We start from the raw sequence: 21,620 nt of genomic DNA, 5'->3' as shown, positions 1-21,620 counted from the left end.
TCATGCGTTATCTAACGCTTGCATAACGTCATCTGAAATCTCAGCATTATGATATACCTCTTGTACATCATCATGATCTTCTAAGTTATCAATTAAACGTAAAAACTTTTCAGCCGTATCGGCATCGAGCTCTGCTTTTAATGACGCTACCATGGTCACTTCAGCATGAACCGCCCCAAAAGCCGCACTATCAAGTGCATCTTTGACTTTGCCAAAGGCCTCTGGCGTAGTAAAAACGTCGATAGAGCCATCTTCATGGGTGATAACATCTTCTGCACCCGCTTCTAAGGCACTGTCAATTAAGCTGTCTTCATCGATATCACTGTCGTAAGAAATAATACCTGATTGCGTGAACAAATAGGCAACAGAACCATCGGTGCCTAAATTACCGCCCGATTTATTAAAGGCATTGCGCACGCCTGAAACAGTACGATTGCGATTATCTGTCATGGTTTCGACCATCACCGCCGTTCCACCAGGTCCATAGCCTTCATAAATAATAGTTTCTAGTTGCTGACCATCTATCTCACCTGCACCGCGTTTTATGGCGCGTTCAACGGTATCGCGAGTCATATTATTGGATAAGGCTTTATCAACTGCAGCACGTAATCTAGGATTGGCATCAACATCTGAACCGCCTTCGCGGGCCGCGACGGTCAGTTCACGAATGAATTTGGTGAATAACTTGCCGCGTTTAGCATCTTGTGCTGCTTTGCGGTGTTTAATATTGGCCCATTTACTGTGTCCAGCCATTGTATCTCCTTACTATTCAATAGGACGTACCAAGTAAACTCGTTTACTTGTAAAAAACGTACCGAGGCAAAAGCCTCGGTATGTAGTCCCCTGTTAAGGGCGAGCAAATGGCTAACGTTAGCGCTTTACTCTTCTGTTTTAACCTTTTCAACCACGGCGATGCCTAACTCAGCGAGTTGTACTGGGTTAGCAAATCCTGGAGCATTGGTTAACGGACATGCAGCGGTAGTCGTTTTCGGGAAAGCCATCACGTCGCGAATGGAGCTGGCGCCGGTCATTAACATAATAATACGGTCTAAACCGAATGCTAAACCAGCATGTGGCGGAGTACCATAACGCAATGCTTCAAGTAAGAAACCAAACTTTTCTTTGGCTTCTTCAGCTTCAATACCTAAAATATTAAATACTGTGCTTTGCATTTCAGCATTGTGAATACGAACTGAACCACCACCTAACTCACAGCCATTTAACACCATATCATAGGCATCTGAAATTGCTGCAGCAGGATCTGCAGCCAACTGTTCAGCACTCATACCACGAGGAGCGGTAAAAGGATGATGAACAGCGTGGAAACCGCCGTTAATTTTTTCAAACATAGGGAAGTCAACAACCCACATTGGACGCCATTGACCTTCAAGCAGCTTAAAGTCTTCACCTGCTTTTAAGCGCAATGCTCCCATAGCCTCGGCAACAACATTGGCTTTATCGGCACCAAACAGAATGATATCGCCTGTTTGTGCATTAGTACGACTGATAATATCGTTAACTATCGATTCAGTTAAGAACTTAAGTACAGGAGATTGGATACCTTCAATACCTGCAGCTAAGTCATTTATCTTCATCCACGCTAAGCCTTTCGCGCCATAAATTGCCGCATACTTGGTATAATCGTCAATTTGCTTGCGTGATAATGATGCGCCTGTCGGAATACGTAATGCGGCTACGCGGCCTTCAACATCGTTTGCTGGGCCATTAAATACCGCAAACTCGACGTCTTTAACTAAATCAGCAATATCAACTAATTCAAGTGGATTACGTAAATCGGGTTTATCAGAACCATAACGCTTCATGGCTTCGGCGTAAGTCATACGCGGAAAATCGCCTAAATCAACATTCAATAAATCGTGAAATAAACCGCGCATCATTTGCTCAGTTTTTTCCATGACTTGTTCAGCAGACATGAAAGATGTTTCGATATCGATTTGGGTAAATTCAGGTTGGCGATCGGCACGTAAATCTTCATCGCGGAAACATTTAACGATTTGATAATAACGGTCAAAACCTGACATCATTAACAACTGTTTGAACAGCTGTGGGGATTGAGGTAACGCAAAAAATTGACCTTTATACGTTCGGCTTGGGACCAGATAGTCACGTGCACCTTCTGGGGTCGCTTTGGTTAAAATCGGCGTTTCGATGTCTAAGAAACCATTGGTGTCTAAGAAGCGACGAACAGAACTGGTGACCTTAGCGCGGAAGATAAGACGCTCGGCCATTTCTGGACGACGTAAATCTAAATAACGGTATTTTAAGCGTTGTTCTTCACTGTTATTTTGATAATTATCCATGCTTAAAGGTAACGGAGCTGATGCATTAATCACTGTCAGTTGCGTACCTAAAATCTCAATCGCACCGGTTTTCATTTGTGAATTGACTTGGCTTTCTGGACGAGCGCGCACAACACCTTTAATTTGAACACAAAACTCACTGCGCAATGTGCTGGCTATATCAAAAACGTCTTTTAGATCTGGGTCAAAAACAACTTGAACTAGCCCTTCTCTATCGCGTAAGTCTAAAAACACAACTCCGCCTAAATCGCGACTACGGTTTACCCAACCGACTAAAGTAACTTCTTGACCTAGATGAGACGGATTAATGTCTCCACAATAATGACTGCGCATTGAACTCTATCCTTTATCCACAAAGCGGTATTTTGGAAATCGAAAATGATAAAAACGGCATTATATACCGTGACTCAAACTTATGCATTGAAGTATCAATCAGATTAAGGCAATTAACCAGACCTATAGCGAATAAACTGGATTGACTGACTGAAAAACCATCAATCAAAACTAGCTCATTTTATATTGATGGCCACCTACTTTTTTAGCCTGATACATGAGCTGATCTGATTTTTTCGATAATGAGGCAGCGTTATCAGAATCATCTGGAAATATGGCGATACCGATACTGGCAGAAATAGTAATACTGACATCACCGATTAGCAGCGGTTTTTTTAACGTGCTGAGTATGTTTTCCGCAACTTGGCGGGCATCTTCTTTGGTTTCAATCTGATTTAATAGCATCACAAATTCATCTGCTACAAACCGCGTTACAGTATCAGAATCTTTCAAATGGCGAGTCAGTAGCACCGCAATACGTTGCAGTAACTTGTCACCAACATGATAGCCATGTTTATCATTTATGACTTTAAAGCCATCCAAATTGATAGACAACAATGCAAATTTTAATTTATCTCGCTGATGAACTAGGCTTGTTTGCGCTAATTTATCTTCGAAAATATATCGGTTAGGCAAAGCCGTTATGTTGTCATGACTGGCCATAAACCTTAGGTCTTCTTCTACTTTAGCGCGCTTTTGAATTTCAATATTTAAGCGTCTACTTGACACGAGTATAACAATGGCAACGAGGGTGATAATAGACAGAACAATCACCAAATATTTAAACCAAGGTTGATACTGTACTGTGTCACTGTTGAGATCTAATGATACCCATTTTTGGTACATATTTTGTTGTTCAGTTTCATCAATAGTGGCAAGAACCCTATCAATTAAAGGCACCAAATTTTTAACCCCTGGAAATAAACCAATGTGGCTATGTTGCTCGGTAAGCTCAGCTAATAACGACATTTTCAAACTGGGATATTGGCCGCTTTTTAAGGTTGTCGCTAATGATGCCACCTGCTCTATAAACATATCCGCCGACCCATTAAGCACGGCTGCCATTCCCTGTTTAGTATCTGCAACAAACACTAATGTTATTCCCGGATATTGCTGACGCAACTGATCGACAATCTGATACCCCTCGACAACCGCTAAGCGTTTTCCGGTTACTTGTGAAATATTAAAAATGGGAGGTTGAGTTAAAGAAGTGATTATTGCCCAAGGAGATGGCCAATAGACTAATGAAAATGCCAGTTTACTTGCGCGTTCAGGGGTTTTGGCCATACTGGCAACAAGATGAATATCGCCTTTAATAAGATCATCTATCATTTGGCGAAAATCATCGTAAGGCACAGGGATAATCGTTAAATTAAGTTGTTTGACTAATAAATTTTTAATGTCTGCATTAATCCCTAAAAATTCACCATTTCTCCCTTGAAATTCCATCGGCGCCCAGTTTTTTAGGTAACCCATTTTAATGGCTCCTAAGCTACTGATATATTGCTTTTGCTGGGTCGTCAATTTAATGTTATGGGCTGAATTGGCAAAAAAACGATCATCGGGATTAATTAACCACTTACGCTCTATTTGCATTTGTTCTTCAACAGAGATTAAATTAAAACCGGCTTGAATTCGGTCCGCTAGACCGCTGTCATCAATCCGGGTTAAGACATACATATCGGTGGAAAATTCGATATCCGTATATTGACGAAATTCTGCCCACAGTTTATTTGCCAGCAAGTAATGCGATGCCATCGCTGCAGAAGACACAAAACCACTGATCTCTTTATTCTGAGCCGCTTTTACCATGCTGTCTAATGAATCATAAAAACGTAACTGAGCTTTGGGAAACGCTTTTTTCATCTCACTAATATAAGGTGCCGTTGGAAATACACCGATTCGCATCGCAATATCTTCAATGTTATTGATGCTTAAGTTAGCACTAAAAAAACGACTTTTGACTGAAATAATATGCCAAGCTTGTTTCAAACCTGTACGCATATCTTTGCTTTCAGGATAACCAATATGGACATCAGCAACACCACGTTTAACATCATCAATGCTGCTGTTCATGTCACCAGCCACAAAATCAACATTAATACCGGTTTTTTCTGACCATAATTTCCATAAATCGACCAACATGCCATGTGGCAAACCGTCGGTACCAATATCGACATAAGGTTCAACGCCATTTTGCATCGCAATAATGACACCCGATGTTTGTCGATGATAGCCTAACCAACGACGCTCTATTTGTTGGATAACGTTAGGTGGTATTAATTCAAAACCATGATTAATTTTATTAATAAGGTCTTGATCACCTTTGGCTACTGCAGGTGATATATTGATTTTTTCAATAGGAATACGTGACGAACTATAAAAATTCGCCGCGATATCTTGCTCTAAGGTCAAATTACGTTGATAGCCTTCCATACCAGCAAAAACAAACAACTCTCCATTCACGGCAGCTTGTAATAATTGTTCACGATTTTGATAGTGCTTAAAGCTCAGCTTTGGCTCTAGCGCTGATAATGTTGCCTCATGGGATGATCCTGTCACAACACCTATTTGATAAGGCACTAAGTCACTAATTTGTTTTTTACTATTGAGAGATTTATGAACGAATAAGTAGGAATTTACTGAGGTGAATGGCTTGGCAAAATCAAATTTTTTGAGACGCGCACTATTTTTAGACATGCCGATGTGAATATCGGCCTGTCGCTGTTCAAGTTGATCAAGGGACTGCTGCCAGTGTCGCGATACAAATTGCACCTTGGTATCAGTAATGACAGACCACTCACGCCATAAATCAACCAAAATACCTGAAGGAGTACCGTTTTCATTTAAATATTCAAATGGATAAGTATCTTCACCCATCACTATCACCAATGGTACTGAAGTATCGACTTTATCTGAATGCATTGCTTGCGCAGGTGATAATGCTAACGCAAATACTATTGCGAATATCCAAGGTATAAATTTCAAGTTTTTTCCCTAATACTTTCACTTGTTATAACAACCAACAACTCATGCAATAAATCCAAAATGGAGTCAATATGAGACTTTTCAGGCATTACTTGTCCATGTTGCCAATTGATTAACAAGCTTGATTAACATCCATAGCAGTGTGCTGTGCATCAACACACAAGACCAAGGTGAAGATGGCATTTTAACCGATGACGATCCCGATATGAGGCGACCAAAAGACCTTGTTAATATCATTATCAATACATGTCGCAAATGAAAAATATTGCTAATGTTGGTTACAAATACACAAATACACAAAAACGATATGGCGTATATTTTTGTTGCTGTTTTGTAACAAGGTTAAATAATATCATTAATCTATCTTGTGTCGTGCTAAATTTATGAATAGAAATTAATTTTTTAGCTCTTTGTACATATTATCAGCATTAATAAGCATTCAGAACCTTCGCTACCTATTATATCGTTAAATATATCAAAAAAAACGTACAAATTAGCCGTAGAATACTTGCTGCCGTTCATCATGATTAGTTAAAATACTGCTATCATTTTTTCACATTGCAACTCATGAACTCCCAACAAGATAAGATATACGCTCATGTGACAGATAAAATCACTGATTTTCAATTTGATCAACGTGTTGCAGGTGTATTTAATGACATGATACGCCGCTCTGTTCCTGGTTATGCCCAAATAATCAATACTATTGGTGATTTTGCTCATCGATTTGTCACACCTAGCAGCAATATATATGATCTCGGCAGTTCGTTAGGCTCAGCAACCTTAAGTATTCGTCGTCAAATTGAAGGCCGTCAATGCCAGATATACGCGGTCGATAACAGTCAGTCGATGATTGACCGTTGTAATGAAAACCTTGCGGCATATGTCAGCGACATCAAAGTAAATTTACTGTGTGCCGATATCAGAGAAATTGACATTCAAAATGCGTCGATGGTGGTGCTAAACTTTACCCTACAATTTTTGCCTATTCATGATCGCGATGCTTTAATAAAACGTATTTACGATGGCATGCTTCCGGGCGGAATATTAGTCATTTCGGAAAAGCTATTCTTTGAAGATAATCATATACAACAGTTATTAGATGAACAGCATTTAGATTTTAAGCGCGCAAATGGGTATAGTGAGCTCGAAATCAGTCAGAAACGCAGTGCATTAGAAAACGTGATGCGTCCAGACAGCTTAAATGTTCATCAACAACGCTTAACCGAAAACGGCTTTAGTCACTTCTCAGTTTGGTTTCAATGTTTTAACTTTGCATCTATGGTAGCGATTAAATGATCAATTTCAGCTCTTTTTATAAAGACATTGCCGATTCTAACCTACAACACTGGTTAGAAACGTTACCGGCAATTTTAGGTAAATGGCAGAGAGATCATAAACACGGTAACTTACCCAAATGGGAAAAAGTGCTCAATAAATTACATTATCCGCAACCCGATAGTATAGATTTTAGCAGTAGTGTGACCATTGGAACCGGAGAGCAACTCAGCTCGGGACAAGCCGAAAAACTAACTAATTTGTTGGCCGTTTTTCAACCATGGCGTAAAGGTCCATTTTCCGTTCATGGTATTCAAATTGATACCGAATGGCGCAGCGATTGGAAATGGGATCGGGTTAAAGATTATATTTCGCCTTTAAAAAATCGCACTGTATTAGATGTCGGTTGTGGCAGTGGTTATCACATGTGGCGCATGTTAGGGGCTGGGGCAACGCGTGTTGTGGGCATTGATCCGTCACCGTTATTTTTATGCCAGTTTGAAGCAATAAAACGCATTGCGGGTAATCAACACCCAGTGCACTTATTGCCTCTTGGTATCGAAGAGTTACCAGCTTTAGATGCCTTTGATACCGTATTTTCAATGGGAGTGCTTTATCATCGTCGCTCACCAATCGATCATTTACTACAATTACGAGACCAATTAAGAATTGGTGGTGAACTGGTACTTGAAACACTGGTAATAGATGGCGACGAAAACGCGGTATTGGTTCCACAAGATAGATACGGCAAAATGAACAACGTTTGGTTTATCCCATCTGTTGCAGCCTTAATGCTATGGTTAAAAAAATGCGAGTTTATTGATATTAGATGCGTTGACATCGATATTACCTCGCTTGCGGAACAACGTAGTACCCAATGGATGAAAAATGAATCTCTAGTTGATTATCTCGATCCAAATGATGTCAGTTTAACTGTAGAAGGTTATCCCGCTCCCAAGAGAGCCATCATCATTGCAACAAAGAACCAACCGAATCACGATTTAGTGTAAATAATACTATTCAACAGGAATTGACATGTTAAAGCAGGTAATTGCTCTATCCGTTGTAGCGGCCCTCATATCGGGTTGTACAACTACTCAAAAACCAATAACACCTCCGCTAACCAATGCTGATTTGAATAGCAGTTTGCAAGTTTCGCAAACCGTCATTATTGATGCTATACATTCACAAAGCAGTCAGCACATTGCCGATATTAGTGCGCTTTCTGATGAAGTCAGAAAGTTAAAGACGCAAGTCAGCACTGCAATGAGTCAGAAACCAAAAACGGTAATAGTTCAACCTCCAGTCTCCAAACCGGTTTCAGTGCCACTACAATGCCCTGAAAGTCTTATTGGTGAGAAATTTCTCCTTGGCGAAGTCGAAAGTGTTTTTATTGATGAGTTAAAAGCAAAGTTTGCCACCCGTATTGATACCGGTGCCGAGTCATCATCTTTGGATGCGCGCAATATCGTGTTATTTGAACGCGAAGGCGTACAATGGGTTCGTTTCGGCGTCGTCACTAATAATGCAGATCAACCAGAAAATACTTTTGAATTTAAAGTAGAGCGCTTTGTTCGTATTAAACAAGATGCAGATTCAGATGATGATCGTCGTCCGGTTATTCATGCCCATTTGAAAATAGGTAAATATGCCGCCGAAACTGATTTAAATTTAACGGATCGAAGCCATCTTGATTATCCTTTGTTACTCGGTCGCAAGTTTATGAAAGATATTGCCATTGTTGATGTAGGTCAAATCTACATTCATGGTAAAGACAAAAACCAAATTACCACGTTAATTAAGTAGGATCCGTAATGCATTCTCGTAAACCGTTTTACATATTCGTTGCGCTGCTATTTATCATCGGGATCAGTACCAGCATATACCGTGGTATTGAACACAATGTGCCTTTTTTACCTGGTGAACAGGTTCAAAGTTGGGCCGTGGACGCTAAAATTAGTTTCAATGGCAACAATGAACCTGCTGAAGTCAATTTTTCATTACCTGACGATCCTGCATTTGATATTTTAGTTGAAAACGCATCATCGCCAGGTTATGGCTTAAACATTTCAGCCGATGCCAATAATCGTCGGGCAATATGGTCGATTCGTGAAGCGACAGGCTCACAAGCACTATATTATCGCGTAACTTTGGTTCCAACCGGTAAACTCACTATCGAAGCAGACCAGGAACCTGTAACACCTGAACCCTATTTATGGCCTGCTACTGAGAAATCAGCAGCCGACCAAATAATTGAAGAAGTATGGGCTCGTAGTGCAACGAATTTGTCTTTTGCTCAGCAATTAATGAATTTGATTAATGATAATAACCAAAGCCAAAATATGGCCTTGCTACTATCGGCTAACACTTCAACCAATTTGTTTGTCCACATGTTGCACTCTAAAGGTGTACCGGCACGCATAGTGAACGGTTTACAACTTGAAGATCAGCGCCGTCGCCAACAACTGACATCATATGTTCAAGTGTATAATGACGGTCAATGGGAGCTTTTTGATGTACCTAACAACAAGAAAGGCCGTGATAATACCTTAGTATTATGGGAATACGCAGGTCACCCAGTTCTTGATGTTATGGGAGGTACTAATTCATTAGTTAACTTCTCCATGCTACAAGATACTCGTTCAGCATTAGCGACATCTATCGACATGATGATGAATGACGATGCCATGGATTTCTCCCTGTATCAGTTACCACTTGAAGAACAAAGCACATTTAAAGGCATTTTATTAATACCCATTGGAGTATTAGTTGTCGTGTTCTTGCGAGTGATTGTAGGCATCAAAACATCGGGTACATTTATGCCGGTATTGATCGCCTTGGCATTTATTCAAACCACCCTACTCACTGGCTTAATTGGTTTTTTACTGATTGTTGCCTTTGGTTTAATGATCCGCTCCTATCTGTCGACACTTAACTTACTGCTCATATCCCGAATATCGGCGGTTATTATTGTGGTTATTTTTATTATCGGCTTATTTACCTTAATCTCATTCAAATTAGGCTTAAGTGAAGGCTTAACCATTACGTTCTTCCCGATGATCATTCTGGCTTGGACCATTGAACGTATGTCGATTCTTTGGGAAGAAGAAGGCCCTAAAAAAGTCTTTGTATCTGGTGGTGGTAGCTTATTTGTGGCGACATTGGCTTACTTAGCTATGGACAACCAATTAGTTCAGCATTGGGTATTCAACTTCTTAGGGATCCATTTAGTGATCTTAGCGTTGGTATTAGTAATGGGACAGTACACAGGTTACCGTTTAACTGAGTTAAAACGCTTTAGACCATTAGTTGGAGAACAATAATGAAGTACGCCTGGCCCTGGGAATTGAGCCGTAGCGGTGTACTCAACATGAACAGGCGCAATATTAGCTATATTGGTCGTTATAATCAGCGTAAGTTTTATAAACGCGTTGATGACAAGCTAATAACTAAACAACTTGCGCTTGCTAATGGCATTGCTGTTCCCGATTTAATTGGGGTTGTTCATCAGCAACATAAAATCCAAGAAATACCAGCAATGGTCCTTGACCGCAGTGGTTTTGTGATAAAACCTGCCAAAGGTTCTGGTGGCAAAGGTATTATGGTGATCACTAGGGTGAGCAATGGTTGTTATTATAAACCTAATGGCCATGAAGTGACTCAGAATGAAATTTACCGCCATGTATCTAATATTTTAAGTGGTTTATTTTCACTTGGTGGTAAGCCTGATGTGGCGATTGTCGAAGGATTAATTGAATTTGATCCGGTCTTTGAAGGGTTAAGTTATGAGGGTGTCCCTGACATCCGCTTAATTGTCTTTAAAGGTTTTCCTGTCATGGGAATGTTACGATTATCGACGGCGGCGTCTGACGGTAAAGCAAACTTGCACCAAGGCGCTGTCGGTGTTGGTTTAGACATTGCTACCGGTAACAGTTTACACGCGGTGCAATTTGACGTGCCCGTTGATAAACACCCAGATACCCACTTCCCGCTGTCGAACATAGTCGTTCCTCATTGGGAAACCTTACTTCACACGGCATCTAGTGCTTATGAAATGTGTGAATTAGGCTATTTAGGCACTGACATGGTGCTAGATAAAAACAAAGGCCCATTGTTACTCGAATTGAATGCCCGACCCGGTTTAACAATTCAAATTGCCAATGGAAGAGGGATCTTACCTCGACTTAAGCATGTTGAAGCGATGAATAGCTCAGCAATGTCAGTTGAGGAACGTGTGGCTTATGCTAAAAAGCATTTTTGTAGCAACCCTATTTTTTAATCTTTTAGCCACAACACATGCTGTGGCTAATCCTTTAGCACTGTTCATCGAACAGTGCTTACAATATCAACCAGATTTAGCACAACAGACGCTTGTTTCTTTTCAGTCTGTTGAGCAACGAGCAGTTGCATTTGAAAAAAATACACTAGCGTTAAATAATATTAACGACAGAATTCAATACTATCGCCCTTTTGCCAATAACAGCATCAATAGACAAGGCTTATTATGGTGCCAACTTCACCTTGCTGATGAACTTAATGCTGTCGTTAGCGCACCACAAACCTTATATCTCATTGACCAATTGCCCTACCTTGCTCCGCCTTATAACCAATTAGGACAACGTTTAGAGACCATAAAACGTGCAAAATGGCCAGTCATCGAAAAATCAAAATTGCATGGTGCCCAAGCCAGCATAGATCAAGCGTTATCGCAGCAACACTTTACCCTGCAATTTAATCAACAAGATTGTGTGTTACCACAACGAACAGAAACCACAAACAAGCATCAAGATACTGAGCCTACCCAAAATACGAATATTGATATCAGTATTGCCAAATACTTAATTAAACAACCCAAAGAATACTGCAGAAAACAAGCCTGGCTCGCCTATCAAACTCGCGCTAAAGAACAACAGGCAGCAGCGGTTGAATCAATCCATTTTCTGCAACAGCAGCAAGCCCATCGTCAAGGATATGCCAATACAGCTCAAGCTCAGCTGGCCTCTCATCGCTTAACGCCGCAGTTATTACAACAATTTTTAGATAGCCAAACGGCCAATATCAATATTGCGCCCTGGAATATTGCCCAGACGTTAAGTGACATAAGTAAATCATCTAGTATGGAAATGATGACAACAAATGTATTTCTACAGCAAATATTCACCAGTCTTAAGCCTCTTAACCTTAAATTTGAACTCATCACAATCGAAAAGCCGAGAGTAGAGGGAGAAACGTCATCTGATGATGGTCAACAAAACAGCTTAAATGAAACCCAGATTATTCGGGTATGGCATCAACAACGCTTACTCGGTGAAATTTTTACTTATCCACAAGCGGATCAACAATCTCGTCAAGACGTTAATGGTCAATTGATAAAACAAACCGTCGTTGGTCATCAATTTGGCCAATATGCACTCAGCTTTCCACCACAATTAACCCGTGCAACACAACAACAAAAATTAATTAACCAATTAAGCCAAGCAATAGTATCCTTAGCACAAGGTGGAGAGTTTTATTTTCTCAACCATAAAGCCCAGAATACGGATGCTCACGCCATTGCAACATTGTGGCTAGTTAACTATATTAAACAGCAGCTTAAATTAGAAAGTATCTCTGAACGATATCAGTTAGTCGCTCAATATCAGCAACAGTTATGGGTATTTAGAGCCAAGGTTGCACTGGATTTTTATCAATATGATGGCGACTTCAACAACACAGAACAGGACACATGGTTAAGTCATAACCAGCAGCTATCAGCGTACTTTGAACAAAGTTTTGGTCAACAATGGCCGCAAGCAACAGATGCAATATACAGCTATCAAGCTATTGCTAATGAAGGAGTTAATTATTATCTTCCGCTATGGCAAAGCGCATTGACTCAGCTAATTATGAATCAAACACCAGCCTATATATCGACTGGAGAGATATTTAATTTACTGGTAGTCAATGAAACACATTTAACCTTAAACGATCAACTCGAGCAGCTTATAGGCTTACCGATTGACCCACATTCACTTATCAGGAGATTTAAACATGCTGGAACTACGCAAGAGTAAAACACTCTCGTATTTACTATTGTCAGCTACGTTGTTTAGTAGTGTGGCTTTCGCAAAAGAATCGGCAGAAAAAACCGCCCATACTTTAACAGCTGAACAAGTTTATCAAGGCATAAAATCCAATTTAGAAACCAACCTTTACTCCTTACCCCCACGAGTTCAAGGCCACTATGCTATACGCCAATTCCGTATGACTGGGGAACCCAAATACGCTAACGGCTCATTAATTGATCTCCTCACTATTGCTGAACGTCAAGCTTACTATTCATGTAATCTGGATAAGCCCGGTTTTATTAAAAGTGAATCAAAAATTGAGGCAGATAAATTAGGTTCAGGCCCACGGGCTATTGCCCGTAAAGAAGCCATCGCTCCCTACCCTAATTTTATGTTATATACCGACGTGCTATTGCGCTATGCCAGTCGAGTGGATGAGTTTGGTTTTACCGGACCTTGTCATGATTTAATGATAAAAACCTTAAAAAATGCTAATTTAGAGCCTGCTTTCACTGATACAAAAATGATTAAGGCTTGGGCCGCGCAGTTAATTAACTATGTATATTGGGCCAAACAAATCGGCGTTGGCGACTATTACCAAGCTTACAAACAAGCTTTTATTAAAACCTATCCAGATAGCAATGATGATAAACTCAAAAAAGGCCAATATAAAAACAAAGTCTATGGTATGACTCACTTTATTTTTTCTGCCAGCGAGTATTATCAACACCCTGTCGATCCAAAAGAATATCAGTGGATTTTAGATTACTTTGAGAAAAATATTGATCGTATTCTGACCGATACGACTGAAGATATTATTACTGAAGTTGGGATTAGTTTCTTAATTACGGGTAACGGCGATAACCCAGTTGTGGATAAAGTGAAACAACACGTGATTGCGGCTTATAATCCAAAAATCATGATGATCCCGTCACCACATGGCAAAGCTGAATTATCTTCTGGTGAACACAGAAACGTGCTAGCAATGATGTTATTAAATTGGCCTGAAACATTACACAAAGGTCCGTATTTAAATAATATTGCGAGTACTAAAAAGTACTTACCAAAATTAGTGAAGCCTAAAGCTTCTCTGAACAATGCTAAATAACACTCAATACTAGCCAAGATATATTTGAGGCAAATGCTGCAGTGCATTTGCCTTTTTTATGATAAAAAATACGCTAGTTTCCTTCATTTTCAGCCAACAATAAAGAGAGCACTTAATGAGCAGAGCAAAATCAACCTTAGAACAATGGCGAATAGTCCAAGCTGTTGTTGATTTTGGCGGCTATGCTCAAGCGGCAGAAAAACTCAACAAAAGCCAATCATCGTTAAATCATGCCGTGGCCAAGTTACAACATCAATTGGGGATCAATCTACTCGAAGTCAAAGGTCGAAAAGCATATTTAACTGAGCAAGGTGAAGTGTTATTGCGTCGCTCTCGCCACCTAACTCAATCTGTTGAAGAACTTGAACAACTGGCCTCAAATTTAGGCCAAGGTTGGGAACCTAACCTCACTATTGCCAGAGAAATTGTTTACCCAATGGACAATCTTGTGGAATCATTGAGAGAATTTTTACCGGACAGCCGTGGTACTCGGGTAACCATTATTGATTCTGTTATTTCCGGTACCCACGAACTTATCAATAATAATCAAGCTGATATTGCTATTTGTGCCACCGCACCTAAAGGCCATATATCTGAACCATTATGTGAATTAAGTTTTGAACTGGTTTGCCATCCGGATCATCCTCTGGCAACACTGACTTTAATTGAAGATGACAAGCAATTAGCCCAGCACCTTCAAATTGTCATTAAAGATACCGGAATTAATGCCAGTAATGATATTGGGTGGTTAAAAGCAGAACAACGTTGGACCGTCTCTAACTTTCATGAAGCAAAGAGTATTCTGGCCCGTAATATTGGCTTTTGTTGGATACCTAGCTTTTTAGTTGAACAAGAAATTGCCAATAAACAGCTTATCCGCTTACATTTACGTGGCAGTTATCAGCGCAAAATAATGCTTAACTTGGTCATTCCCAATCGAGATCAACAAGGACCCGCGTGTAAATTATTAGAAAGCCTCATTTTGAAACAACATGATTTACCCTTTAATGGCTAATGCTGAGCAGCAAAGGCTATTTGTTAAGTCACTGAAGATACTCACAATACAATTTATAATACGAATTTCACATTCCGATTAACAGATGAGCCAATGTTTGAGTTGATCGTGAACAGGTTGAATGGATTAAATCAGCACGAGGTGCTGAAGTACTACACATAAATTTCAATCGATTGATATTGTTCGCGTTCTGATGAAGATAAAGACGTTTGTATTTGACGATTAGAGTCTCGTTCGGCATTACTGTTATTATTTGTCACCGCATTATTTGTAGCTGTATTATTAGCAAGACCATTATTAACCAGTGCCTCATTACCCTGTGCTGCAGATACAGGACGCTTAGACGACAATGAATTGATATTTGCGTTATCAATACCATGTGTTGTGTCTATTTTCAAAACACTACTATTTGGCGCGATAGAGTTGTTTGAGTTAGTTGCTGGAGTCAATGGCTGTTGATTCTGTGCGCGAGTAAAAATATTGCCGCTCTCAGCTGAGGTTTGATTATTCAGTGTTGAACCAGTATCTTGCTGGCGGTCTTGTATCAACTGTTTATTTGCTTCATTCATGTTTTGTAGCGCTTGCGCAGCCACACGAATATCTGCCATTGATGGTTGCACTGGCGCCATCGCTGCCGCATATACCTTCTGCATTTTACTTAATGTTGCTTTAGGATCGCCTGAAACAGGCGACACATCAATACTCACCTCACCTTCTACGGCATAACGCCGGCCGTCTGGCCCTTTTTCATATTGATAACTAGGGCTCTGAGTTAAACTACCACCCACTGCTGCATGAGCTTGTTCGTGAGTTTTAACTTCGGTATCTCGTTGTACAAGTTGTTCAATCTGCTTTGTTTGAGCTTGTTCTATTTGCTGTTGCTTTTTTACAATCTGTTGCTCAACTTGCTGTGTAGCTGTTTCATCTTGATTATTTGATACCTGAGGAGCTGATTGTGAATCAGACTCAGCAGCAAAGGGATCCGCTACTGTGTCATTTGTTGCCGCAATAGCTCTAACTACTGGCGGTTGCGTATTTGCCGCATCACTTGAAATATTAGTTGTAACATCTGCACTGACTGATTTTTCAGCAAGTGTGACGCTTGCCTGTGCTGGCACGGACGAATTATTCAATACGCCAGCCAGATTCGCAGGACCGCTCTTTAGGTTATAACTATTAAGTGGATCAGAACCGACAATTTTATAAGATTGAGTTTTGTCTGCTGCAGCAGTTTGACTCGCTGTAGCTTGAGCCGTTTGTGGCTGATAAGCGTGTTGTTGAGAAGTGGAATTTTGACCGACACCAGTATCAGTATTGATAGACTTGGTACTGATTGGATTAATACTAGTGGGTTTAATATGACTAGTAGTTTCAATAGCAGAGATTTTAAGACTGTTGTTTGCAACGCTACTGGTGTGAATAGCTTCTGCGGATATTGTATTGTGATGGGCAGCATTAATGAATGAACCAATGTTAGCAGAAACCATTGGCGCACTCATGTTTACACTTCTATATCAATCAAACTACCCACTGTTTCAGAAGCCTCTTCAATCACTCGTGTTGAAGCTTGAGCTTGATTCGATGATTGAGTTGCAGAGACTAAAGCTGCTGTGGTGTCAGTTTGATCAACTGCACGTGAACTAAGTGTCACAGTATCTTGAGTTGATGCATTAGCGACTGCTGGCTTTTGCTGATCTGGCGTTGCTACAGATGTTGTTGCTTGCGCTAAACCTTGCTGAGCACTTTGTAAACCTTGTAAACCAGACGAATACGCTGATTGAACTTGCATAATGACGACTCCTGATCATAAAAACTTTCATTTAGTATGATCTAAACCGACTAATATGTACAGTTTATAAGCAAACCAATCTTAAACTTTAATCATTATTCCAGCCCATCTCCCAATCTTTCCATACGGGATTCAATCCTCGTCGCCTCATTTGGATTATCACTTGCTCTGCAGAGCGATTATCACTGATCTCAAATTGATCAAGTTGGCTGTCAGGTGCCATGTAACCACCAGGTTGAGTTGAGCTTCCGGCACTCATGTGGGTAATCCCTAATGGCAGTAAATTATCCCTTAACGACGGCAGTTCACGTGTTGATAAACTGATTTCAAGTTGCGGATTAAACAACCTAAATGCACAGATCAATTGCACTAATCCGGCATCGGTTAATTCAACCTTAGGTGAAATACCACCAGTGCATGGACGTAACCGAGGTAATGAAATACTGTAACGAGTGCGCCAGTAGGTTTTTTCTAAATAATCAAGATGGTGTCCCATTAACAATGCATCGAGTCGCCAGTCATCTAAGCCAAGTAATACCCCTAAACCTATTTTATCGATCCCTGCTTTTGCGACTCGATCTGGGGTATCTAAGCGATAAACGAAATCTTGTTTTTTACCGCGAGTATGATGTTTTGCATAAGTTTGAGGCCGGTAAGTTTCTTGGTATACCATAACGGCATCAACACCTAACTTACCAAGACGCTGATATTGTTCTGTTTCCAATGGTTGAACTTCCATTGCCACGTAATTAAAAGCCTTGCTAACTAACGGTAATACCGACTCAAAATACCCCATTCCAACTTTGGTTTCGTGTTCACCAGACACCAGTAATATCGAATCGAAGCCACGTTGTTTGATAATAGCCATTTCTGCTGTGAGTTCATCACTGTTAAGGGTTTTACGCTTAACCTTATTGCTCATGCTAAAGCCACAATAATCACATTCATTGGCGCACAGATTTGATAAATACAAGGGTAAGAAAAGACCGATATTGGCACCGAATCGCTTTCGAGTCAGCAGAACTGCTTGCTGCGCCATCGGTTCAATATATGGCATTGCGGCAGGAGATAATAGTGCCAACAAGCTATCAAGATTGCCGTTTGGATTTTGCAAAGCCAATTCAACGTCTTTGGCGGTAGTCGAATACAATTTCATCGATAATGCATCGGGGGCTAATTGCGTAAATACGCTTGAATATGACATGCTAACCCTCCTTGATGTTCACTGACTGCGTCAGTGAATTGATTGATGCTTCTGTCAGAAATCCGGTTAATGGACTGGTTGCATCGGCGTGATGATTCACAGCCCCTAATCCTGCAAGGTAGGCTTGTCTTCCTGTCGCGACCGCATCAGCAAAGCATTTCGCCATTTGCTGAGGATAAGCACTACTTGCAATCGCGGTATTAACCAATACGGCTGCAGCCCCCATTTCCATTGCTCTGCAGGCTTGCGAGGGTGCACCAATTCCAGCATCAATGATCACAGGTATGCAGGCCTGTTCGATGATAATGCGTAAAAAGGTTTCCGTGGCCAGGCCTTGGTTACTGCCAATGGGGCTACCAAGAGGCATCACTGCGGCGCAGCCGACTTCTTCTAATCGGCGACATAACACAGGATCGGCATGCACATAAGGCATGACAATATAGCCTTGTTCGCATAATTGTTGAGCCGCGATTAATGTTTCAATAGGATCTGGCATGAGATATTTAGGATCTGGATGAATTTCAAGTTTAATCCATTTAGTGCCAAGCATTTCATAAGCCAGTTCGGCAGCAAAAATAGCTTCTTTGGCATTACGCGCACCCGCGGTATTAGGTAATAACTTTACCCCCATACTTTGCAGCGGCCCGAGTAAATTGTCATGGCCGCGGGTTAAATCAATCCGCTTCATCGCCAAGGTAACTAACTGCGATCCCGAACTGTTTATAGCTTGTAACATAGTGTTGTGATCTGAAAATTTTCCCGTCCCAGTGAATAATCGAGACGAAAATTGATGATCGGCTATCGTTAACATTATTAACCTCCAGCAACGGCAGAAAAAACCGTAATATTATCGTTCGCTTGACACAATACGTGCACCCATCGGCTTCGTGGTACAACACTATCGTTGACGACTATGGCGACCGCTTGAGTGGGTAGATCACTTAAAATCAGTAATTCGGCCAAATTCAAATTAGCCCTAACGATTTGTTCGACCCCATTGAGTTGCAAGGCAATCTGAGAGTGGCAATTAATATGCGTCATTGGGCTGCTCCGAAAGCTGAGTGACTGACTGTTGATGACACACTGCACACTCTGGATCTTGGCTCATATGGGCATGCTGCCAATGTAAGTTTTTAGCATTAAAGCAATGTAAAATACCGTATTGAGTGAAGGTATTACTGAGATGTTGTATGCCCACCAGCGCTTGCATACTGGCAATAATGCCCGCAGCAGGCCCAAGAACTCCTGCTCGAGTACAATTTTGCGTAATCGTCATATCAAGTGGATATAAGCAACGATAACAGCCGCTATTTGGGTGTGAATTAGAGCCTGAGTCTGAAAAATCAATACAAAATAGTTGTCCTTGATAGCCACTGATTGCGCCACTAACCAACGTCAATTTCTGTTCAACGCAGAGTTGATTAATAAGCTGCCGTGTCTTGAAATTATCAGTGCAGTCAAATACTAAAGGCTTGGTTACTTTTCGCTTGATAAGCTGATAAAAATGCTGGGCAGTAACTTTTTCCGCGATAGTATTGATGTTGATTTCAGGGTAAGCACGATTAAGCACTCTTTTAGTAACAGCAACTTTGGTTTGGCCAATATCTGCGGCAGTGAATAATAGCTGCCGTGGCAAGTTAGATAGTTCAATAGCATCATGGTCAATCAATAACATATGCTGAACACCTGCCGCCGCGAGGTAATGAGCGACTAGATGCCCTAATCCGCCCATGCCAATAATGACGACCGAGCTATTCATAATGGCGAGTTGGCCAGTCTCGCCAATATCACTGAGTAACATGGTGCGTGAGTACTGGATATACTGCTGATCCGATAGTATATTCATCTCACCTCCGCATAGACACTCGGTTTCGATAATGATCGCGTCAACTGTAACCACTTATGATTTAACGCTTGATAAGCTTTAGCGGGATCTGCAGCAGCGCTCACGGCCCTGACAACCGCAACATCACCCACCCCAGTCATGGCAATGACCTCAAGATTACTGAGATTGATTCCGCCAATCGCTACCGTTGGATAATGACGCGAAAATAAGCTGACATAACGTGTAAGCTTAGTGATCCCTTGGGGGGCTGATGGCATTTGTTTCGTGGTGGTAGCAAAAATATGCCCTAGGGCAATATAGGAAGGTGAGTATTGGTGAGCTAACAAGGCTTCAAAATAACTGTGGCTCGATAACCCTAATGCCATTCCAGCTGCAGCTATCGCGGTTAAATCTGCAGTCGCCAAATCTTCTTGGCCTAAGTGAACCCCAAACGCACCGTGTTTAACCGCCAGTTGCCAATGATCATTGATAAATAACTGAGCATGAAACTCTCGACCCAGTTTAATCACTTCAATAATATTAGTTTCGAGTGTTAATCGCTGCAGACTGTCCGAACAAGTGTCGCTATCGAGTTTAGTGCGATATTGAATGGTTTTGCAGCCAGCTGATAGCAGCTGTTTGAGTATATTTAGGTCATCAACCACTGGATAAATACCGAGTGGTTTTAGCAGCGATTTAAAGTCATTATGGGCTGTGTGTTTAAACGAAGCTTGAGCGAGATTGTCTGATGTAATCAACTTGATTAACGGCATAGCCTGTAAATCATCGGGCCAACCGGTACGGGCTAAAACCCCAGGACCTTGCCCTAGACTGAAACCTAATGCTAAGCCCTTATTGACATAAGCTTTTGCCAACACAATAGCATCATGGATCACTAAGTCATGGGCAATAAAACATGCTATTGCAGATGATAAAGTGCAACCACTGCCATGATTGTTATTAGTGACTATCCGCTGACTGCTTAACATAAACACGGCATTACTGTGTGCAACACTGGCACCTGGTACGCTTGTACTGACATAAATATCTGTCGCATCGTGCTGCCAATGAGCATCACCACCTTTGGCGAGTACATGGCATTTAAATATATTTGATAACCACTTAGCGTCGTTAATCATCTGCAGTTGCAGAGTACTCATGGGGTCGATCTCAATCGATGATTCGAGATTGAGGTTATCACTTCGATGTTGCGCTAAAACGCAATGATGACATAAGCGACCTAACTCATGCTGATTAGGGGTTAATAAGTCAATTAAGCCAATGAGAGGACTAAAATCGAGATCCATAGGATTAAAGCTGGCACCACTGCTGGCGACCATCACAGGATCAAGCACCACAAAAGGAGCCATAATTAGTCTAGATCGTATCTGAGTTAACCAATCTGCCAATATATTTACCTGTGCTTGGGATGCCAACAGGCCAATTTTAATCGCTACCGGCGGCAGATCTGCACATAAGCTGGTCAACTGAGCCAGTAACATGGATTCAGAAACGGTTTCAACAAGACTTACACTGACTGAGTTTTGCGCAGTTAATGTGGTTATTACGCTACACCCGTGACATGACAAGTCTTGCATGGTGAGTAAATCAGCTTGAATCCCCGCACCACCACCACTGTCTGAACCGGCTATGGTCCAGACAATGGGTGGGGTTTGCGTTATGGATTCACTGACAAATGTCGATGAATTCAT

The 21,620-nt window shown here is 41.1% G+C and carries 18 protein-coding genes; 8 read left to right on the top strand and 10 right to left on the bottom strand.

Annotation, left to right across the window (positions count from 1 at the left end):
* The 3 genes from H5164_RS11285 to H5164_RS11275 form a co-directional block, all read right to left on the bottom strand.
* Nucleotides 1-753: a YebC/PmpR family DNA-binding transcriptional regulator gene (locus H5164_RS11285; protein ID WP_124018185.1), complete on the bottom strand. Its 753-nt coding sequence runs from the start codon at nucleotides 751-753 to the stop codon at nucleotides 1-3.
* Nucleotides 754-878: 125 nt separating this feature from the next.
* Nucleotides 879-2,654, bottom strand: coding sequence for an aspartate--tRNA ligase (gene aspS, locus H5164_RS11280; RefSeq protein WP_124018184.1), 1,776 nt, complete (start codon nucleotides 2,652-2,654; stop codon nucleotides 879-881).
* A gap of 171 nt (nucleotides 2,655-2,825) precedes the next feature.
* Nucleotides 2,826-5,642 carry a transporter substrate-binding domain-containing protein gene (locus tag H5164_RS11275; RefSeq protein WP_182756174.1) on the bottom strand — a complete coding sequence of 939 codons (2,817 nt, stop codon included), beginning with the start codon at nucleotides 5,640-5,642 and terminating at the stop codon, nucleotides 2,826-2,828.
* A gap of 567 nt (nucleotides 5,643-6,209) precedes the next feature.
* On the opposite strand from H5164_RS11275, the gene cmoA reads away from it, so the two are divergent.
* The 8 genes from cmoA to H5164_RS11235 all read left to right on the top strand — a co-directional run bounded on the left by cmoA (nucleotide 6,210) and on the right by H5164_RS11235 (nucleotide 15,090).
* Nucleotides 6,210-6,941, top strand: coding sequence for a carboxy-S-adenosyl-L-methionine synthase CmoA (gene cmoA, locus H5164_RS11270; protein ID WP_124018182.1), 732 nt, complete (start codon nucleotides 6,210-6,212; stop codon nucleotides 6,939-6,941).
* The gene (gene cmoB / locus H5164_RS11265) at nucleotides 6,938-7,930 is read left to right on the top strand and encodes a tRNA 5-methoxyuridine(34)/uridine 5-oxyacetic acid(34) synthase CmoB (protein ID WP_182756172.1); all 993 of its coding nucleotides are present in this window, start codon (nucleotides 6,938-6,940) and stop codon (nucleotides 7,928-7,930) included. The genes cmoA and cmoB overlap by 4 nt, the downstream gene beginning before the upstream one ends.
* 25 nt (nucleotides 7,931-7,955) lie before the next feature.
* Nucleotides 7,956-8,726, top strand: a complete 771-nt coding sequence (locus tag H5164_RS11260; RefSeq protein WP_182698564.1) for an ATP-dependent zinc protease — start codon at nucleotides 7,956-7,958, stop codon at nucleotides 8,724-8,726.
* Between the two features lie 8 nt (nucleotides 8,727-8,734).
* Nucleotides 8,735-10,243: an inactive transglutaminase family protein gene (locus H5164_RS11255; protein ID WP_124018179.1), complete on the top strand. Its 1,509-nt coding sequence runs from the start codon at nucleotides 8,735-8,737 to the stop codon at nucleotides 10,241-10,243.
* Complete coding sequence (locus tag H5164_RS11250; protein WP_124018178.1) at nucleotides 10,243-11,199, top strand: alpha-L-glutamate ligase-like protein; 957 nt, start codon at nucleotides 10,243-10,245, stop codon at nucleotides 11,197-11,199. Before H5164_RS11255 ends, H5164_RS11250 begins: the two co-directional genes overlap by 1 nt.
* Nucleotides 11,162-12,973, top strand: a complete 1,812-nt coding sequence (locus H5164_RS11245) for a hypothetical protein (protein ID WP_182756170.1) — start codon at nucleotides 11,162-11,164, stop codon at nucleotides 12,971-12,973. Before H5164_RS11250 ends, H5164_RS11245 begins: the two co-directional genes overlap by 38 nt.
* The gene (locus H5164_RS11240; RefSeq protein WP_182756168.1) at nucleotides 12,951-14,075 is read left to right on the top strand and encodes a DUF3541 domain-containing protein; all 1,125 of its coding nucleotides are present in this window, start codon (nucleotides 12,951-12,953) and stop codon (nucleotides 14,073-14,075) included. The genes H5164_RS11245 and H5164_RS11240 overlap by 23 nt, the downstream gene beginning before the upstream one ends.
* Before the next feature lie 115 nt (nucleotides 14,076-14,190).
* Nucleotides 14,191-15,090, top strand: coding sequence for a LysR family transcriptional regulator (locus H5164_RS11235; RefSeq protein ID WP_124018175.1), 900 nt, complete (start codon nucleotides 14,191-14,193; stop codon nucleotides 15,088-15,090).
* A 152-nt stretch (nucleotides 15,091-15,242) separates the two neighbouring features.
* Here H5164_RS11235 and H5164_RS11230 read toward each other — a convergent pair whose 3' ends face one another.
* The 7 genes from H5164_RS11230 to H5164_RS11200 form a co-directional block, all read right to left on the bottom strand.
* Nucleotides 15,243-16,589 (bottom strand): putative metalloprotease CJM1_0395 family protein, encoded by a 1,347-nt coding sequence (locus tag H5164_RS11230; protein ID WP_182756166.1) that lies wholly within the window; start codon nucleotides 16,587-16,589, stop codon nucleotides 15,243-15,245.
* 2 nt (nucleotides 16,590-16,591) lie between these two features.
* Nucleotides 16,592-16,879, bottom strand: a complete 288-nt coding sequence (locus H5164_RS11225; protein WP_124018173.1) for a chemotaxis protein — start codon at nucleotides 16,877-16,879, stop codon at nucleotides 16,592-16,594.
* 88 nt (nucleotides 16,880-16,967) lie between these two features.
* Nucleotides 16,968-18,083: a 2-iminoacetate synthase ThiH gene (thiH, locus tag H5164_RS11220; RefSeq protein ID WP_182756164.1), complete on the bottom strand. Its 1,116-nt coding sequence runs from the start codon at nucleotides 18,081-18,083 to the stop codon at nucleotides 16,968-16,970.
* A gap of 1 nt (nucleotide 18,084) precedes the next feature.
* Nucleotides 18,085-18,894 carry a thiazole synthase gene (locus H5164_RS11215; RefSeq protein ID WP_182756162.1) on the bottom strand — a complete coding sequence of 270 codons (810 nt, stop codon included), beginning with the start codon at nucleotides 18,892-18,894 and terminating at the stop codon, nucleotides 18,085-18,087.
* Nucleotides 18,895-18,896: 2 nt separating this feature from the next.
* Nucleotides 18,897-19,124 (bottom strand): sulfur carrier protein ThiS, encoded by a 228-nt coding sequence (gene thiS, locus H5164_RS11210; RefSeq protein ID WP_182698557.1) that lies wholly within the window; start codon nucleotides 19,122-19,124, stop codon nucleotides 18,897-18,899.
* Nucleotides 19,111-19,929, bottom strand: a complete 819-nt coding sequence (locus tag H5164_RS11205; RefSeq protein ID WP_182756159.1) for a HesA/MoeB/ThiF family protein — start codon at nucleotides 19,927-19,929, stop codon at nucleotides 19,111-19,113. Before H5164_RS11205 ends, thiS begins: the two co-directional genes overlap by 14 nt.
* Complete coding sequence (locus H5164_RS11200; RefSeq protein ID WP_182756156.1) at nucleotides 19,926-21,620, bottom strand: bifunctional hydroxymethylpyrimidine kinase/phosphomethylpyrimidine kinase; 1,695 nt, start codon at nucleotides 21,618-21,620, stop codon at nucleotides 19,926-19,928. The genes H5164_RS11205 and H5164_RS11200 overlap by 4 nt, the downstream gene beginning before the upstream one ends.

This window comes from Shewanella sp. SG41-3 (assembly GCF_014164545.1).
Taxonomy (GTDB): Bacteria; Pseudomonadota; Gammaproteobacteria; order Enterobacterales; family Shewanellaceae; genus Shewanella; species Shewanella vesiculosa.
The sequence above is the reverse complement of the archived record's forward strand: the minus strand, read 5'-3'. Positions and strand labels throughout refer to the sequence as shown.

Excerpts from the sequence above, each read along its gene's own strand:
- H5164_RS11285 (WP_124018185.1), bottom strand. The coding sequence starts at position 753 with ATGGCTGGACACAGTAAATGGGCCAATATTAAACACCGCAAAGCAGCA.
- aspS (WP_124018184.1), bottom strand. The coding sequence starts at position 2,654 with ATGCGCAGTCATTATTGTGGAGACATTAATCCGTCTCATCTAGGTCAA.
- cmoA (WP_124018182.1), top strand. The coding sequence starts at position 6,210 with ATGAACTCCCAACAAGATAAGATATACGCTCATGTGACAGATAAAATC.
- cmoB (WP_182756172.1), top strand. The coding sequence starts at position 6,938 with ATGATCAATTTCAGCTCTTTTTATAAAGACATTGCCGATTCTAACCTA.
- H5164_RS11260 (WP_182698564.1), top strand. The coding sequence starts at position 7,956 with ATGTTAAAGCAGGTAATTGCTCTATCCGTTGTAGCGGCCCTCATATCG.
- H5164_RS11255 (WP_124018179.1), top strand. The coding sequence starts at position 8,735 with ATGCATTCTCGTAAACCGTTTTACATATTCGTTGCGCTGCTATTTATC.
- H5164_RS11250 (WP_124018178.1), top strand. The coding sequence starts at position 10,243 with ATGAAGTACGCCTGGCCCTGGGAATTGAGCCGTAGCGGTGTACTCAAC.
- H5164_RS11245 (WP_182756170.1), top strand. The coding sequence starts at position 11,162 with ATGCTAAAAAGCATTTTTGTAGCAACCCTATTTTTTAATCTTTTAGCC.
- H5164_RS11240 (WP_182756168.1), top strand. The coding sequence starts at position 12,951 with ATGCTGGAACTACGCAAGAGTAAAACACTCTCGTATTTACTATTGTCA.
- H5164_RS11235 (WP_124018175.1), top strand. The coding sequence starts at position 14,191 with ATGAGCAGAGCAAAATCAACCTTAGAACAATGGCGAATAGTCCAAGCT.
- H5164_RS11230 (WP_182756166.1), bottom strand. The coding sequence starts at position 16,589 with ATGAGTGCGCCAATGGTTTCTGCTAACATTGGTTCATTCATTAATGCT.
- H5164_RS11225 (WP_124018173.1), bottom strand. The coding sequence starts at position 16,879 with ATGCAAGTTCAATCAGCGTATTCGTCTGGTTTACAAGGTTTACAAAGT.
- thiH (WP_182756164.1), bottom strand. The coding sequence starts at position 18,083 with ATGTCATATTCAAGCGTATTTACGCAATTAGCCCCCGATGCATTATCG.
- H5164_RS11215 (WP_182756162.1), bottom strand. The coding sequence starts at position 18,894 with ATGTTAACGATAGCCGATCATCAATTTTCGTCTCGATTATTCACTGGG.
- thiS (WP_182698557.1), bottom strand. The coding sequence starts at position 19,124 with ATGACGCATATTAATTGCCACTCTCAGATTGCCTTGCAACTCAATGGG.
- H5164_RS11205 (WP_182756159.1), bottom strand. The coding sequence starts at position 19,929 with ATGAATATACTATCGGATCAGCAGTATATCCAGTACTCACGCACCATG.
- H5164_RS11200 (WP_182756156.1), bottom strand. The coding sequence starts at position 21,620 with ATGAATTCATCGACATTTGTCAGTGAATCCATAACGCAAACCCCACCC.